Source organism: Methylobacterium sp. Leaf466 (assembly GCF_001425565.1).
Taxonomy (GTDB): domain Bacteria; phylum Pseudomonadota; class Alphaproteobacteria; order Rhizobiales; family Beijerinckiaceae; genus Methylobacterium.
The window spans coordinates 114,806-130,112 of record NZ_LMRC01000034.1 but is presented as its reverse complement, the minus strand read 5'-3'; the positions used below and the strand labels follow the sequence as shown (position 1 = coordinate 130,112).

Annotated in this window: 12 protein-coding genes and 1 pseudogene; 7 read left to right on the top strand and 6 right to left on the bottom strand. The window is 71.6% G+C overall.

What is annotated here, in order from left to right; translation table 11 throughout:
* Positions 1–126 precede the first annotated feature (126 nt).
* Together argF and ASG59_RS16770 are read right to left on the bottom strand one after the other, a co-directional pair.
* Positions 127–1,095: an ornithine carbamoyltransferase gene (gene argF / locus ASG59_RS16775; protein ID WP_056410483.1), complete on the bottom strand. Its 969-nt coding sequence runs from the start codon at positions 1,093–1,095 to the stop codon at positions 127–129.
* A 122-nt stretch (positions 1,096–1,217) separates the two neighbouring features.
* The gene (locus ASG59_RS16770; RefSeq protein WP_056410203.1) at positions 1,218–2,411 is read right to left on the bottom strand and encodes an aspartate aminotransferase family protein; all 1,194 of its coding nucleotides are present in this window, start codon (positions 2,409–2,411) and stop codon (positions 1,218–1,220) included.
* Positions 2,412–2,848: 437 nt separating this feature from the next.
* On the opposite strand from ASG59_RS16770, the gene ASG59_RS16765 reads away from it, so the two are divergent.
* The 5 genes from ASG59_RS16765 (at position 2,849) to ASG59_RS16745 (ending at position 7,134) form a co-directional block, all read left to right on the top strand.
* Entirely contained in the window at positions 2,849–3,322 is a 474-nt protein-coding gene (locus tag ASG59_RS16765; RefSeq protein ID WP_056285304.1) for a RidA family protein, read from the top strand.
* A complete protein-coding gene (locus ASG59_RS16760) occupies positions 3,322–4,074 on the top strand; it encodes a glycerophosphodiester phosphodiesterase family protein (protein ID WP_056410201.1) in 753 nt (250 codons plus the stop codon). The genes ASG59_RS16765 and ASG59_RS16760 overlap by 1 nt, the downstream gene beginning before the upstream one ends.
* Positions 4,075–4,232: 158 nt before the next feature.
* On the top strand, positions 4,233–5,477 hold the full coding sequence (locus ASG59_RS16755; RefSeq protein ID WP_055885119.1) for a GNAT family N-acetyltransferase: 1,245 nt from the start codon (positions 4,233–4,235) through the stop codon (positions 5,475–5,477).
* Positions 5,474–6,643 (top strand): M20 aminoacylase family protein, encoded by a 1,170-nt coding sequence (locus tag ASG59_RS16750; protein ID WP_056410199.1) that lies wholly within the window; start codon positions 5,474–5,476, stop codon positions 6,641–6,643. The genes ASG59_RS16755 and ASG59_RS16750 overlap by 4 nt, the downstream gene beginning before the upstream one ends.
* On the top strand, positions 6,640–7,134 hold the full coding sequence (locus ASG59_RS16745) for a glutathione peroxidase (protein WP_056410196.1): 495 nt from the start codon (positions 6,640–6,642) through the stop codon (positions 7,132–7,134). The genes ASG59_RS16750 and ASG59_RS16745 overlap by 4 nt, the downstream gene beginning before the upstream one ends.
* A 9-nt stretch (positions 7,135–7,143) precedes the next feature.
* Here the strand turns inward: ASG59_RS16745 and ASG59_RS16740 are convergent, their stop codons facing one another.
* Entirely contained in the window at positions 7,144–8,106 is a 963-nt protein-coding gene (locus ASG59_RS16740) for a cation diffusion facilitator family transporter (RefSeq protein WP_056410195.1), read from the bottom strand.
* A 127-nt stretch (positions 8,107–8,233) separates the two neighbouring features.
* On the opposite strand from ASG59_RS16740, the gene ASG59_RS16735 reads away from it, so the two are divergent.
* Positions 8,234–8,662 (top strand): HIT family protein, encoded by a 429-nt coding sequence (locus tag ASG59_RS16735; RefSeq protein ID WP_056410193.1) that lies wholly within the window; start codon positions 8,234–8,236, stop codon positions 8,660–8,662.
* A 430-nt stretch (positions 8,663–9,092) separates the two neighbouring features.
* Here ASG59_RS16735 and ASG59_RS21350 read toward each other — a convergent pair.
* From ASG59_RS21350 to ASG59_RS16720, 3 genes and pseudogenes are all read right to left on the bottom strand, one after another.
* Positions 9,093–9,332, bottom strand: a pseudogene (locus ASG59_RS21350) (PilZ domain-containing protein); the annotation flags it as partial.
* Positions 9,333–9,410: 78 nt separating this feature from the next.
* The gene (locus tag ASG59_RS16725) at positions 9,411–9,638 is read right to left on the bottom strand and encodes a hypothetical protein (protein ID WP_055885092.1); all 228 of its coding nucleotides are present in this window, start codon (positions 9,636–9,638) and stop codon (positions 9,411–9,413) included.
* A 69-nt stretch (positions 9,639–9,707) separates the two neighbouring features.
* Positions 9,708–11,765: an NAD(+) synthase gene (locus tag ASG59_RS16720; RefSeq protein WP_056410191.1), complete on the bottom strand. Its 2,058-nt coding sequence runs from the start codon at positions 11,763–11,765 to the stop codon at positions 9,708–9,710.
* Between the two features lie 208 nt (positions 11,766–11,973).
* Here ASG59_RS16720 and ASG59_RS16715 point away from each other — a divergent pair, with 208 nt between their 5' ends.
* Positions 11,974–15,219: a DNA translocase FtsK gene (locus ASG59_RS16715; RefSeq protein WP_056410188.1), complete on the top strand. Its 3,246-nt coding sequence runs from the start codon at positions 11,974–11,976 to the stop codon at positions 15,217–15,219.
* Positions 15,220–15,307: the final 88 nt, after the last annotated feature.

Here is a 15,307-nt window from a genome sequence, read left to right as displayed (position 1 = left end):
CCGAAGACCGCGCTTCCATCGACAAATCGTATACACGATGTCAACACAGTCAAGGCCACTCCCGTCGGTGTTCCGACGTATCGGTCCTTCGCCGCCGCCGCTGCAAGACCATCCCCAACCCTGGGTTCAGGCCCCGCCCGCCCCCAGGCACCAGGCCAGGATCCCCTTCTGCGCGTGCAGCCGGTTCTCGGCCTCGTCGAACACCACCGACTGCGGCCCGTCGATCACCTCGGCGGTGACCTCCTCGCCGCGGTGGGCCGGCAGGCAATGGAGGAACAGCGCGTCCTTGGCCGCCGCCTTCATCAGGCGGGCATCGACCTGGTAGGGCATGAGCAGGGCGTGGCGGGAATGCTCGTCCTCGTCGCCCATGGAGACCCAGCAGTCGGTCACCACCGCGTCCGCACCCGCCACCGCCTCGTAGGGATCGGTGGTGAGGTTGAGGCGCGCGCCCTCGGCCTTCGCCCAGGCGATCAGGTCGGGGGGAACCGACAGGTCGGGCGGGGCGGCGACGTTGAGGGTGAAGTCGAAGCGCGCGGCCGCATGCGCCCAGGAGGCGAGCACGTTGTTGGCGTCCCCCGACCAGGCGATGGTGCGGCCCCGGATCGGCCCGCGGTGCTCCTCGAAGGTCATGACGTCGGCCATGATCTGGCAGGGGTGCGAGACCTTGGTGAGCGCGTTGATCACCGGCACCTCGGCATGCTCGGCGAGTTCGAGCATCAGGTCGTGGTCGAGGATGCGGATCATGATCGCATCGATGTAGCGCGACAGCACGCGGGCGGTGTCGCCCACGGTCTCGCCGCGCCCGAGCTGCATCTCCTTGCCGGTGAGCATCAGCGTCTCGCCGCCGAGCTCGCGCATCGCCACGTCGAAGGAGACCCGGGTGCGGGTGGAGGGGCGGTCGAACACCATCGCCAGCATCCGGCCGGTGAGGGGCCGTTCGGCCGCGACCTCGCCCTTGCGGCGGCGGCCCTTCATGGCGGCGCTGGAGTCGAGGATCGCGCGCAGGTCCTCCCCGGAGAAATCCTTGAGGTCGAGGAAGTGGCGGGGACCCGCGTGGCTGGCGGCTGTGGCGGTCCCGGAGGTCGTCGTCGTCATCTGTCCGTTCTTCAACTTGTCCGGCCCCGATGAGGACCCCGTTCGATGCGTCCGGGTTCCGGTCGTCCGGTTGGAAAATGAGGCCCGTCGCTCACGACGGGATCACGTCTGCGTCGGGAGGCTCACGCGGCGGCGCCGCGGATGTCGCGCTCGAGGCCGGCCGCGGTCGCCTCGAGACGCTCCACGGCCGCCTCGACGTCGGCGTCCGTGACGATCAGCGGAGGCAACAGCCGGACCACGTTGTCGCTGGCGGGGATCACCAGCAGGTGGTGGTCGCGGGCCGCGGCGGCGAAATCGGTGTTGGGCACGTTGAGCTTGAGCCCCAGCAGCAGGCCGCTGCCGCGGATCTCGGCGACGATATGGGGGTGGCGGTCCTTGAGCGCGGCGAGGCGCTGCTTGAGCAGGAGCCCCATGCGCTGGACGTGGTCGAGGAAGCCGTCGGCCAGCACCACGTCGAGGACGGCGTTGCCCACCGCCATGGCGAGGGGGTTGCCGCCGAAGGTGGTGCCGTGGCTGCCGGCCGTCATGCCGCGGGCGGCCTCGGCGGTGGCGAGGCAGACCCCGAGGGGGAAGCCGCCGCCGATGCCCTTGGCCGCGCTCATGATGTCGGGGGCCATGCCGGCCCATTCGTGCGCGAACAGCCTGCCCGTGCGCCCGACCCCGGTCTGGACCTCGTCCATGATGAGCAGCAGGCCGCGCGCGTCGCACAACTCGCGCAGGCCGCGCAGGCACTGCGGCGGCACCGAGCGGATGCCGCCCTCCCCCTGGATCGGCTCGATCATCAGGGCTGCCGTCTCCGGGCCGATGGCCGCGAGCAGCGCCTCGTGGTCGCCGAACGGCACCTGGTCGAAGCCGTCGGCCTTGGGCCCGAAGCCCTCGATGTACTTCTGCTGCCCGCCGGCGGCCAGCGTCGCCAGGGTGCGACCGTGGAAGGCGCCCTCGAAGGTGACGATGCGCCACCGCTCCGGCGCGCCGCCGGCCGCATGGTACTTGCGCGCCATCTTGATGGCGGCCTCGTTGGCCTCCGCCCCGGAATTGCAGAAGAAGGCCGTGTCCGCGAAGGTCGCGTCCACGAGGCGCCGCCCGAGGCGCTCGCCCTGCGGGATCTGGAACAGGTTGGAGGTGTGCCACAGCTTGGCCGCCTGCGCGGTCAGGGCCTCGACGAGGTGGGGGTGGGCGTGGCCCAGCGCGTTGACCGCGATGCCCGCGCCGAAGTCGAGGTAGCGCTCGCCGCCCTCCGTCACGAGCCAGGCGCCCTCTCCCCGCTCGAAGGCGATGGGAGCCCGGGCATAGGTCGGCAGAAGGGCGGATGTCACGTGTTCGTCTCCGTGAATGCGCGATCGGGGACAGCGGCCGCCGGAAATGACAATGCCGCCTCGAAACGGGGCGGCACGCGCGCGATTACTAGAGACATGGCTGGTTCTGTCAATCGCGTGCCTCGCCGGCAGGCTCCGAACCGAGGTCGACGACCGACGCCCGAAATGTGACCCGAACCGGGAAATCCTCGTGCCCGGTCGTTCCGGGGCGCCGCAGGAGAACCCGGAATCCAGAGCCGCCGACGCCTCGTCATCCGGCCGCCGCTGCGCCATCGCGAGCAGGAAAGGCTCCCGGTCATCGAGGGCCCAGGTGAGGTACGCCGGGTGAGGGACGCCAGGCGCGGCCGGTTCCGGGTTGCATCCGTCCCACCGGCCGTGTTCAGAGCCGCGCAGCGGCGCGCCTTCCGCGCTTCGTGCCCCAGGAGATCCCAGCCCCGATGAGCACCGTCACGCAACGCCTGGCCGATCTCGGCCTCACCCTGCCCAAGGCCGCAGCCCCCGTGGCCAACTACGTTCCCTTCATCCGCAGCGGCAATCTCGTCATCGTCTCGGGCCAGATCTGTTTCGGGCCCGACGGCACCATCGCCCCGGCGCACAAGGGCAAGCTCGGCGAGGGCGTCTCCACCGAGGCCGGGTTCGAGGCGGCCAAGCTCTGCGCCCTCAACGTCCTGGCGCAGGTGGAGGCGGCGGTGGGCGACCTCGACCGCGGCGTCGTCCAGTGCCTGCGCCTGGGCGGCTTCATCAACGCCGCCGCCGGCTTCCATGCGCTCGCGCCGATCATGAACGGCGCTTCCGACCTGATGGTCGCCGTGCTGGGGGACCGCGGCCGCCACGCCCGTTCCACCGTCGGCGTGGCCGGGCTGCCGCTGGACGCCGCCGTCGAGGTCGAGGCGATGTTCGAGGTGAAGTGATGGCAGCCAACGCCCCGGCCTGGCTCACCGCCCGGCCGATCGCCCATCGCGGCCTGCACGATCGCGCCGCCGGCATTCCCGAGAACACCCTCGCCGCGGCGCAGGCCGCGGTCGCCGGCGGCTACGCCATCGAATGCGACGTCCAGCTCAGCGCCGACGGCGAGGCGATGGTGTTCCACGACGTGGCGCTCGGCCGGCTCACCGATGTCGGCGACCCCGTCGCCGCCCTCGACGCGGCGGCGCTCGGGCGGCTCGGCGTGGCCGGCACCGGGGAGCGCATTCCCACCCTGTCCGCGTTCCTTTCGGCCATCGGCGGCCGGGTGCCCCTCGTTGTCGAGGTGAAGTCGCGGTTCATGGGCGACCTGCGGCTGGTGCGGCGCGTGGCCGAGGTGGTGTCCGGCCAGGACGGGCCGGTGGCGGTCAAGTCGTTCGATCCGACCCTCGTCGCGGCGCTCGCCGACCTCGCCCCGGCGATCCCCCGCGGGATCGTGGGCGAGACCAACCAGGACGACCCCTCCTATGCCGCCCTGGCGCCGAGCCTGCGCCGGTCGCTGTCCGACCTGCTGCATCTCTCCGAGAGTCGGCCGGACTTCCTGTCCTGGCGGGTCGACGATCTCCCCTGCGCGGCCACCCACCTCTGCCGCCGTCTCGGCGGGATGCCGGTGATGACCTGGACGGTGCGCACCCCGGACCAGCGCGCGCTGGCGTCGGCCCACGCCGATCAGATGGTGTTCGAGGGGTTTCGTCCCTAGCCGCTCCCCGCGTTCGCCGGCCACCGACGTGGCAAGGGCGCTCGGCGCACTCCGCCCCGCCGGCATCGCCGGGCCCTGCGACGGCGGGGATGCCGGCGTCCGCTTGCTCGCCCCCGTCATCGGGCTAGATTGGACGGGATGGGGCTAGATTGGACAGGATGAAAACTCCGGACGAGGCGCCCACGTCACCGGCGGAACTGCAGGTGCGCCCGCTCACGGGTCTCGCCCAGATCCCGGCCGCGCGATGGGACGCCTGTGCCACTTCCGCCGAGACGCTCGCGGGTGGCGACGAGACCCACAACCCGTTCGTCAGCCACGCCTTTCTCTCCGCGCTGGAGGATTCCGGCTGCGTCTCCCGCCGAACCGGCTGGCTGCCGCTGCACGTCTCGGTGGAGCAGGAGGGCACCCTCCTGGGCGTGGTCCCCTGCTACCTGAAATCGCACAGCCAGGGCGAATACGTGTTCGACCACGGCTGGGCCGATGCCTACGAGCGGGCCGGCGGCAGCTATTATCCGAAGCTCCAGGTCAGCGTGCCCTTCACCCCCGTCACCGGGCCGCGCTTCCTGATCGCGCCGGGGCAGGATCCGGACCTCGCGCGCGCCGCCCTCGTCGCGGGCCTGCGCGCCCTGCGCCAGGAGACCGAGGCCTCCTCGATCCACGTCACCTTCATGCAGGAGGGCGAGTGGGAGGCGGCCGGGGCCCTGGGCTTCCTGCAGCGGGTCGACCAGCAGTTCCACTGGGACAACGCCGGCTACGCCGACTTCGAGGATTTCCTCGGGGCGCTGGCCTCGCGCAAGCGCAAGGCGATCCGGCGCGAGCGCCGCGACGCCCTGGCCAACGGCATCACCATCGAGCACCTCACCGGCGCCGCTCTCACCGAGGCGGTCTGGGACGCGTTCTACGACTTCTACGTCGACACCGGCGCGCGCAAATGGGGGCGGCCCTACCTCAACCGGCGCTTCTTCGCGCTCATCGGCGAGCGCATGCCCGAGCGCATCCTGCTGGTGATGGCCAAACGCGAGGGGCGGTACATCGCCGGGGCCATCAACCTCATCGGCGACGTCGCCCTCTACGGCCGCAACTGGGGCTGCGCGGAGGACCATCCCTTCCTGCATTTCGAGGTCTGCTACTACCAGGCCATCGATTTCGCCCTGGCCCGCGGCCTGAAGCGGGTGGAGGCGGGGGCGCAGGGCGAGCACAAGCTCGCCCGGGGCTACCGGCCGGTGCTGATGCATTCGGCCCACGACATCGCCGATCCCGCCCTGCGCCGGGCGGTGGCGGACTACCTGGTGCGCGAGCGCGACCACGTCGCCGAGGCCGCCGACGTCCTCGGGACCATGACGCCGTTCCGGCGCGCCGCGGGCTCGGACAAGGCGGGCTCGGACAAGGAGGACGACGCATGAGCCCGATCGACCGCATCGCCGCCTTCGCCGACGAACTGACGACCCTGCGCCGCGACCTCCACGCCCATCCCGAACTCGGCTTCGAGGAGGTGCGCACGGCCGGCATCGTCGCCGCGCATCTCGAAGCCTACGGCATCGCGGTCCATCGCGGCATCGGCGGGACCGGGGTCGTCGGGGTGCTGGAGGGGCGCTCGCCCGCCGGGCGCCGCATCGGCCTGCGGGCCGACATGGACGCCCTGCCGATCGAGGAGGCGACGAACCTGCCCTATCGCTCGACGATCCCCGGCAAGATGCACGCCTGCGGCCACGACGGCCACACCACCATGCTGCTCGGCGCCGCCCGCTACCTCGCCGAGACCCGCGATTTTTCCGGCACCGCCCTCTTCATCTTCCAGCCTGCGGAAGAGGGGCTCGGGGGCGCGCGGGCCATGATCGCCGATCGCCTGTTCGCGCGCTTCCCCTGCGACGAGGTCCACGGGCTCCACAACGCCCCCAACCTCGCCCGCGGGCGCATCGAGTTCTGCCCAGGGCCGGCGATGGCGGCGGCGGATTTCTTCGACATCCGCGTCGTCGGGCGCGGCGCCCACGCGGCCCAGCCCAACCGCGCCGTCGACCCGATCCTGGTGGCCACCGCCCTGGCCCAGGCGATGCAGTCCATCGTCGCGCGCAACGCCGACCCGCTGGCGAGCGCGGTCGTGTCGATTACCCGGATCCATGCGGGCGCCGCCTACAACGTCATCCCCGAGGAGGCGCATCTGGCCGGGACCGTGCGCAGCTTCGATCCGGCCCTGCGCAGCCTGATCGCCACCCGCATCCGCGACCTCGCTGCGGGGTTGGCGACAGCCTACGGCGCCCGGATCGAGGTGGAGATCCGGGACGTGTTCTCGGTGCTCGTCAACGCCCCGGCCGAGACCGAGGCGGCGACACAGATCGCCCGCGACCTGTTCGGGGCGGAGGCGGTGAACGGGCGCGCCCGCGCCCACATGGGCAGCGAGGATTTCGCAGATATGGCGGCGGCGGTGCCCGGCAGCTATGCCTGGATCGGCATGGAGGGGCGCGCCAACCTCCACAACGCGGCCTACGACTTCGACGACGGCATCATTCCGCTCGGCGCCGCCTATCTCGCCAGCCTCGTCGAGCGGCGCACCGGAGCAGCCACCCCGTGACCACCCTCTACGACCTCGCGCCCAAGAGCGCCGACGGCACGCCCTATCCCCTGTCCCGGCACCGCGGCCAGGTGCTGCTCGTGGTCAACACCGCCTCGAAATGCGGCTTCACCCCGCAATACGAGGGGCTGGAGGCGCTGTGGCGGCGCCACCGCTCCGAAGGGCTCGTGGTGCTCGGGTTTCCCTGCAACCAGTTCGGGGGGCAGGAGCCCGGCGACGCCGACGAGATCGCCCGGTTCTGCAGCCTGACCTACGAGGTCAGCTTCCCGGTGATGGCCAAGGTCGCGGTGAACGGCCCCGAGGCGGACCCGGTCTTTTCCCATCTGAAGTCGGAGAAGCCCGGACTGCTCGGCACCACCGGCATCAAGTGGAACTTCACCAAGTTCCTCGTCGGCCGCGACGGCCGCGTGATCGGACGCTACCCGCCCCAGACCAAGCCCACCGACTTCGAAGCGGATGTGGCCCGGGCGCTGGCCGAACCGGCACCCTGACGACCGCCCTCACGCGGGAACCGGCGTCGCCGCCGCGTCGCGGCGCGACTGGACCTCGATGAACACCCGCGTGACGGTGGGATGCTCGCGCTTGAGCGTCGCCTCCAGGCGCGAGACCAGGGCCTCGATCTCGCCCGCGCGCATGGCGTCGTCCATGTCGAGGCTGACGTTCACGAGGATGTCCTGGGGACCCAGGTGCTGGGTCAGCACCGCGTTGACGTGGTGGACGCCGGGTTCCTCGCGCATGGCCGTACCGATGGCGGCCACGAGTTCGGGGTCGGCGGCCTCGCCGATGAGAAGGCCGTGCGTCTCGATCATCAGGAAGATCGCCATCCCGATCAGGATCAGGCCGATGCCCACCGAGGACCAGCCGTCGAGGGCCGGCCAATCGAGGACGTGGGCGAGGACGACGCCGGCCAGGGCCACCAGCAGTCCGAGCAGGGCCGCGACGTCCTCCACCAGCACCGTGAACAGGGCCGGGTCCTTGCTGCGTCGGATCGCGGTGATCGGCGGACGGCTGCCCTTCTCGCTCCAGAAGGCCCTGATCGCCACGAGGCAGGAGTAGCCCTCGGCCACCACCGCGAACCCGAGGATGGCGAGGTTGACCCACAGGCCCGGAACGGTCCGGCCCCAGATCACCGCATCGGCGGGCGCTTCCGGGTGCTGGATCTTGTGGATGCCCTCGTAGATGGCGAAGGCGCCGCCACCGAGGAAGATGAACAGCGCCACGATGAAGGCGTAGAAATAGATCTCGCGGCCGTAGCCGAACGGGTGGCGCGCGTTGGCCGGACGCTTGGCGCGCTTCAGGCCGATCAGCAGCAGGATCTGGTTGGCGGTATCGACGAGGGAGTGGACGCCCTCGGCCAGCATCGCCGAGCTTCCCGTGAAGAAGGCGCCCACGAACTTCGCCGCGGCGATGGCGAGATTGGCGCCCGCGGCGGTGTAGATGGCCCCGTTGCTCTCGTGAGCCATGAAATCCTATGTCCTTGTCGCCGCGTTGCGCAGACGAACGCGCGAGGGCGCGCGCGGTTCGCGGCGGAGTGGACGGCGGCGGCCCGCCTGTGCATCGTGCCGCCGCCATCAGCCGGAGCCGGACGCCATGACGACCCCGTACGATCCCACCAACATCTTCGCCCGGATCCTGCGCGGCGAGATTCCCGCCCATCGGGTCTACGAGGACGCCGACACCCTCGCCTTCATGGACGTGATGCCCCAGGCCGAGGGCCATACCCTGGTGATCCCCAAGGCCCCCGCGCGCGGTCTGCTCGATGCGGAGCTGGCCTCGCTGGCCGCCGTCGCGGCCACGGTCCAGCGCGTCGCCCGTGCGGTCAAGGCGGCCTTCACGGCCGATGGCTTGACGATCTTCCAGTACAACGAGCCGGCCGGCGGGCAGACGGTGTTCCACCTGCACGTTCACATCCTGCCGCGCCACGAGGGCGTGGCGCTGACCGGCCACACCGGGCGGATGGCCGATCCCGAGCGGCTGGCCGAGCATGCCGCGCGCATCCGGGCAGCGCTCGCGGCGTGATACGGGTTCCGGTTCGATAAAGTTGGAGGCGTATCACCGAGCCCGCGGCGCCTGAGGATGACCGAGATCCGCTTTGGGAAGCGCTCAGGCGAAGTTCGGATGACGGCGCCGGTCGGGCGGATCAGGCGGCGGTGGACTTGAGCAGGCTCGAGAGGGTCTGGCGCAGGGCGGCGTTCTCGGCCTCGAGTTCCTTCACCCGGCGCCCGAGGGCGAACATCGCGGCGGCGTCCTGCGCGGACGCCGCGGGTTCCGGTGCGGCGGGGGCGGACGGCTCCCGAGCGTGGGCCTCGCCCGCCGTCGATGTCGCCTCGGCGCCAGCCTTGGCCTCGGCAGCCTTCGCTTCGGCGCTCCTGGCCTCGGCGCTCCTGGCCTCGGCGCTCCTGGCCTCGGCGCTCCTGGCTTCGGCGCTCTTGGCCGCGCCCTCGTCCATGAAGGTGATGCCGATGCCGTCGCTGCGCCGCCAGCGCAGGCTGGAGCGGTAGGTCTTCTCCTTGACCGGGATGTAGAGGTCGAACGACTCGGGCAGGATGGCGGTCTGGCTGATGGCCAGGCGCGCGCCGGAGGCCGACAGGTCCCGCACGAGACAGTCCATGCTCGACGAACCGTTGTTGAAGATGATGCGCCCCTTGAGGAAGGTCCTCTGGCGCAATTCCCTACGATGCTCCGACATGGCGTCGGTCTCCGACTTCGCGATGGCGCACCCTGGCACGGCGCGCGTTAAGAATGTTTCGTCGCAACCGTCGACGCGTCACGAGAAACGGATGTCGGTGGTCTGGAACAGGTAGAACCCGTTGAAGCGCACGCCCGTCTGCGCCGCCTGGCCGTCGAAGCCGCTCGGCACCCGCCCGGCTTGGTCGAGCTTGCCGTCGAAGGTCCAGCGGTCCGCCTTGAGGAAGCGCGGCACGGCGGACGTCTCGGGCACCGCGCAGCACAGGCCGCGCACGCTCTTCAGGCAGAACACGTTGTAGCTCTGCATCGCACCACCTTCCGCTCGGCCACCCTCGAGTCGCGGTTGTCGCCCGACAATGGGACCTTAGCATGGTCCTCAGGTTTCGGGCACGTTGCGCTCGAGCTCGGCGATCCAGGCGTTGGCGTTTCCGTCGGAGGGCGCGCGCCAGTCGCCCCGCGGCGAGAGCGCGCCGCCGGCCGAGACCTTCGGCCCGTTGGGCAGGGCGGACCGCTTGAACTGGCTGAAGCCGAAGAAGCGCGTGAGGAAGACCCCGAGCCAGGCCCGGATCTCGGGCAGGGCGTAGGCCCGGCGCTCGTCCGCGCGCAGGTCCGGCGGCCAGTCGCCGGCGGCGGGGTCGCCCCAGGCATGGAGCGCCAGGAACGCGATCCGCGACGGGCGGAAGCCGTGGCGCAGGGTGTAGTAGAGCGAGAAGTCCTGGAGCGCGTAGGGGCCGATGGTGGCCTGCGTGCTCTGTGGCGTCTCGCCCTCCGCCACCGGGACGAGCTCGGGCGAGATCTCGGTGTCGAGGATCGCCCGCAGGATGGCGCCGGCCTCGGCCGAGAACAGCCCTTCGCCGATGACCCAGCGGATGAGGTGCTGGATCAGGGTCTTGGGCACGCCGGCGTTGACGGCGTAGTGGCTCATCTGGTCGCCGACGCCGTAGGTGCACCAGCCGAGCGCCAGTTCCGACAGGTCGCCGGTGCCGATGACGATGGCGTGGTTGTGGTTGGCGAGCCGGAACAGGTAGTCGGTGCGCAGGCCCGCCTGCACGTTCTCGAAGGTGACGTCGTAGACGGCCTCGCCGCGGCCGAACGGGTGGTCCATGTCGGCCAGCATCTGCCGGGCGGCGGGACGGATGTCGATCTCGGCCGCGCGCACGCCGAGGGCGGCCATCAGCGCATGGGCGTTGGCCTTGGTGGCGTCCGAGGTGGCGAAGCCCGGCAGGGTGTAGGCGAGGATGTGGTCGCGCGGGAGCCCGAGCCGGTCGAAGGCGCGGGCGGCCACGATCAGTGCATGGGTGGAATCGAGGCCGCCCGAGACGCCGATCACCACCTTGCGCACGCCGATTCCCTGGAGGCGGCGCACGAGCCCGGCCACCTGGATGCTGTAGGCCTCGTAGCAATCCTGGGCGAGGCGGCCGCGGTCGGCGGGCACGAACGGGAACCGCTCGACCCGCCGCATCAGGCCGAGGTCGTCCGCCGGCGGGTCGAGCCGGAAGCCGATGCGCCGGTAGGGCCGCGCCTCGGCGCGGGCGTTGTCGTCGAAGCTGCCGGCCTGGAGCCGCTCCTGCGCGATGAGGTCGAGGTCGACGTCGGCCAGCGTCACCACCGGATCGCCCGAGAAGCGCTCGCCCTCGGCGAGACGCACGCCGACCTCGTCGATGCTGGTCTGCCCGTCCCAGGACAGGTCGGTGGTGGATTCGCCCAGGCCCGCCGCGGCATAGGCATAGGCGCACACGCAGCGCGCCGAGGCCGCCCGCGAGAGCAGGGCGCGGGATTCGGCCCGCCCCACGGTGATCGGACTGCCGGACGGGTTGGCCAGCACGGTCGCGCCCGCCAGCGCCGCCGCGGTGCCGGGGCTCGCCGGCACCCACAGGTCCTCGCAGATCTCGATCGCCAGGACGAGGCCGGGCAGGTCTGCGGCCGCAAACAGCAGGTCGGTGCCGAACGGCGCCGTGGTCCCGGCCACCGCGATGGTCTGGCCGGTCACCCCGATGCCGGGGGCGAAATGGCGTTTCTCGTAGAACTCCCGATAGTTCGGCAGGTAGCTCTTGGGCACCACCCCGAGGAGGGTGCCCCGGTGGATCGCCAGGGCGCAATTGTAGAGCCGGTGCTTCCACCGCAGCGGCGCACCCACTACCAGCACCGGCATCAGGTCGGCCGAGGCGGCCACGATCCGCGCCACGGCGGCCTCGACGGCGTCGAGGAGGGTCTGCTGCAGCAGCAGGTCCTCGATCGCGTAGGCCGAGACGCAGAGCTCGGGAAACACCGCCACCGCGGCTCCCGCCTCGTGGCAGCGCTGGGCCAGGGACAGGATCGCCCCGGCGTTGCGGTCGGGATCGGCCGGCTCGCTGTGTCCGGTGCAGGCGGCGATCCGGGCGAAACCCTGGCCGTAGAGCGACCGGAAGGTCTGGGCGGATACGGGCTGGACCAAGGGGCAGGGGCCTCGTCGTTGCGGGTGGCGCGATCCTACGCGCTCCGGCGTCCCCGCTCCAGAGCGCCGCCGGCACGCGGGGCCTCCCTCAAGAACCCACCGGAGCCGGGCCGCGCCATTCAAGCGTCTGTTAACGACGTTGCGCCTAACTGACCGTGAACCGCTTCATCGGGCAAGCGGGCCTCCGTTCGAGTTCATCCGGCACATCATGCGCGCATCGGGACGGCCTCCCTATTCCCATCGTGATCCTTCCCGGCCCGGCCGCGGCGGCGACCGCCCCGGCCTGTCGCTGGGCGCCCTGGCGCACCGGCTCCTCAGCCTGAGGGCGAGCCTCGCGCGGCGCCTCACCGGCCCGGCCCAGCGCCCCGGCTTCTCGGTGGCCGCCACGCGGCCGGCCCAGACCTGGCTCGCCTCGCCCGCCTCGCTCCTGGGGCGCGACAGCCTCGCCGACGGCCCGACGGCCCAGACCTGGCCGGACCACGTCTTCGACGATCGCGCCACGCCCGACATGCTGCGCGCGGCGACCCGCAGCGGCGAGAGCCGGATCGACGAGGACGCCTCGGGTCCGCGCGTCCTCATCCGCACGCCGCGGCGGCCCGCCGCCATCATGCCCGAGGCCGGGACCGCGGCGGCGGCCCCGCAGCCGTTCGGCGCCGAGGCCGAAGAGGTCGTGCGCTACACCCGCACCCCCGATCCCGTGCTGCAGGAGCGCCGCCAGCGGGTGCGCGACGCCGAACGGGCCGCCCAGGAGCAGGCCGACGCCCTGGCCGCCGCCCGCAGGGAGGCCGAGGCCGCCGAGGCGCTGGCTCTGGAGCAGGCTCAGGCGGCCCATGCCGCGGCCCTGCCGCCCGCCGCGCCGCTGCCGCTGTGGCGCCAGCCCTTCGTCGTGCCCCCCGGCGTGCGCTTCTTCCGCAGTCCCGACCGCAAGCCGGCCGCCGTGGTGGCCGTGGTCGCCCCGCCGGCCCCCGAGCCGGCCGAGGCGATCGCCGCCGACTGGTCCGACGTGCCCGACTGGTCGGACATGGGCACCTGGTTCGACGGCCAGGACGGCGCCGCCATCGAGGCCTGGTCGGACATCCAGGACCCGTCCGCGCAGGTCGTGATCCTCCCCGAGGTCGTGTTTCTCCCCGAGGTCGTGATCATCCCCGAGGTCGTCGTGCCCGAACCGTCCGCTCCGGATGTCGCGCTGCCGTCGTCGGTCGAGCCCGCCGCGCCCGCCTACGGCATCGACCGCCTCGTGCGGTTCGCGCCCTCGGCGGTGCCGAGCCCGGCGGACGGCCAGGACAACGCCGCCGGTGTCCGGCAGCGCCCCGCCGCACTCTCGGCGATGGCCGCGCGAGCCGCCATCCGTCCGGCAGCAGCGAAGCCCCAGGCAGATGCACCCACCGTGGACCGGGTCCCCGAAGCCCCCTCCCCTGCCGCATCGTCCGTTCCGGGCCAGGTCGCCGAGCCTCTCCTGCGTTCGGCCGAGCCGATCGCCGCGGTGATCCCGTTCCTGATCCCGGCGCTTGCCCCGGCAACCCTCGCCGAAGCGCCGGCCTTCGTGCCGGTGGCGATGGCGCCGCGCCCCGTCCTCCTGCGCAACCCGAAGGCCGCCGCGGTCGAGGTCGTCGAGGAGACACCCGCCGCCGTCGCCGAGCCGGCGGTCCAGGCGCCGGCGTCCGGAGTGCCGGCGTCCGAAGTGCCGGCGTCCGAAGGGCCGGCATCCGAGGTGCCTGCCGCCGCCGCTCCGCCGGAGCCGGCGCCCGCCGTCCACGCCCCGCGTGCGATCCTGCCCGATCCCCGCGCCACCCTCATTCCCGCCGGCCGGCACGTGCCGATGTCGGTGGTCGAGAACGCCGACTACGAACTGCCCTCCCTCGAACTCCTGGCCGAGCCCGACCCCACCGGGACCGAGGAGGTCGATGCCGACGTGCTCGAGCAGAACGCCCTCAACCTGCAGCAGACGGTCCAGGACTTCGGCGTGCGCGGCGACATCCTCGCCGTGCGCCCCGGCCCGGTGGTGACCCTCTACGAGCTGGAGCCGGCGCCGGGCACCAAGTCGAGCCGCGTCATCGGCCTGTCGGACGACATCGCCCGTTCGATGTCGGCGGTCTCGGCCCGCGTCGCGGTGGTGCCCGGCCGCAACGTCATCGGCATCGAGCTGCCCAACGACAAGCGCGAGACCGTGTACCTGCGCGAACTCCTGGCCTCGGCCGACTTCGGGATGAGCAAGCACAAGCTCGCCCTGTGCTTAGGGAAAAACATCGGCGGCGAGCCGATCATCGCCGATCTCGCCAAGATGCCCCACCTGCTGGTGGCCGGCACCACCGGCTCGGGCAAGTCGGTGGCGATCAACACCATGATCCTGTCGCTGCTCTACCGGATGAAGCCGGAGGAGTGCCGCCTCATCATGGTCGACCCCAAGATGCTCGAACTCTCGGTCTACGACGGCATCCCGCACCTGCTCTCGCCCGTGGTCATCGATCCCAAGAAGGCGGTCATCGCCTTGAAATGGGCGGTGCGCGAGATGGAGGAGCGCTACAAGAAGATGTCCAAGATCGCGGTGCGCAACATCGACGGCTACAACGCCCGCATGGCCGAGGCCCGTGCGAGGGGCGAGGTCATCACCCGCGAGATCCACACCGGCTTCAACCGCGAGACCGGCCAGCCGGTGTTCGAGACCGAGGAGATGGACCTCTCGGCCCTGCCCTACATCGTGATCGTGGTCGACGAGATGGCCGACCTGATGATGGTGGCGGGCAAGGACATCGAGGGCGCGATCCAGCGTCTCGCCCAGATGGCCCGCGCCGCCGGCATCCACCTGATCATGGCGACGCAGCGCCCGTCCGTCGACGTCATCACCGGCACCATCAAGGCGAACTTCCCGACCCGGATCAGCTTCCAGGTCACCTCGAAGATCGACTCGCGCACGATCCTGGGCGAGATGGGCGCCGAGCAGCTGCTCGGCCAGGGCGACATGCTGTTCATGGCCGGCGGCGGGCGCACCACTCGCGTGCACGGGCCGTTCTGCTCGGATTCGGAAGTCGAGAGCGTGGTCGCCCACCTCAAGCGCCAGGGCCGGCCGTCCTACCTCGACGCCGTCACCGCCGACGACGGATCGGGCGACGAGAAGCCGGCCAAGGGGTCCAAGGCCGACAAGGCCGCGGCGGCCGAGACCGAGGAGGCGGATGCGCCGATCTTCGACGCGGGCGCCTATGCGGGCGGCGGCATCGATGCGGGCGCCGACCTCTACGACCAGGCGGTGCAGGTGGTGATGCGCGACCGCAAGGCCTCGACGAGCTACATCCAGCGCCGCCTGCAGATCGGCTACAACCGGGCCGCCTCGCTGATGGAGCGCATGGAGGTCGAGGGCATCGTCGGGCCGGCCAACCACGCCGGCAAGCGCGAGATCCTGATGGAGGGCGCCCCGCCCGGCATGATGCACGGCCACATGATGGACGACGACGACTGATCCCGGCCGTCGCCGAGACGACATCGCCGGCGTCCCATAATCGCCACAGCGCGAGGCTCTAAGGCGAGCCTCGCCACCCCACCCGGAG

What these genes read in the sequence shown, in the direction of transcription:
- ASG59_RS16755 (WP_055885119.1), top strand. Translation starts at nt 4,233, where the DNA reads ATGAAAACTCCGGACGAGGCGCCCACGTCACCGGCGGAACTGCAGGTG.
- ASG59_RS16735 (WP_056410193.1), top strand. Translation starts at nt 8,234, where the DNA reads ATGACGACCCCGTACGATCCCACCAACATCTTCGCCCGGATCCTGCGC.
- ASG59_RS16765 (WP_056285304.1), top strand. Translation starts at nt 2,849, where the DNA reads ATGAGCACCGTCACGCAACGCCTGGCCGATCTCGGCCTCACCCTGCCC.
- ASG59_RS16760 (WP_056410201.1), top strand. Translation starts at nt 3,322, where the DNA reads ATGGCAGCCAACGCCCCGGCCTGGCTCACCGCCCGGCCGATCGCCCAT.
- argF (WP_056410483.1), bottom strand. Translation starts at nt 1,095, where the DNA reads ATGACGACGACGACCTCCGGGACCGCCACAGCCGCCAGCCACGCGGGT.
- ASG59_RS16740 (WP_056410195.1), bottom strand. Translation starts at nt 8,106, where the DNA reads ATGGCTCACGAGAGCAACGGGGCCATCTACACCGCCGCGGGCGCCAAT.
- ASG59_RS16715 (WP_056410188.1), top strand. Translation starts at nt 11,974, where the DNA reads ATGCGCGCATCGGGACGGCCTCCCTATTCCCATCGTGATCCTTCCCGG.
- ASG59_RS16750 (WP_056410199.1), top strand. Translation starts at nt 5,474, where the DNA reads ATGAGCCCGATCGACCGCATCGCCGCCTTCGCCGACGAACTGACGACC.
- ASG59_RS16725 (WP_055885092.1), bottom strand. Translation starts at nt 9,638, where the DNA reads ATGCAGAGCTACAACGTGTTCTGCCTGAAGAGCGTGCGCGGCCTGTGC.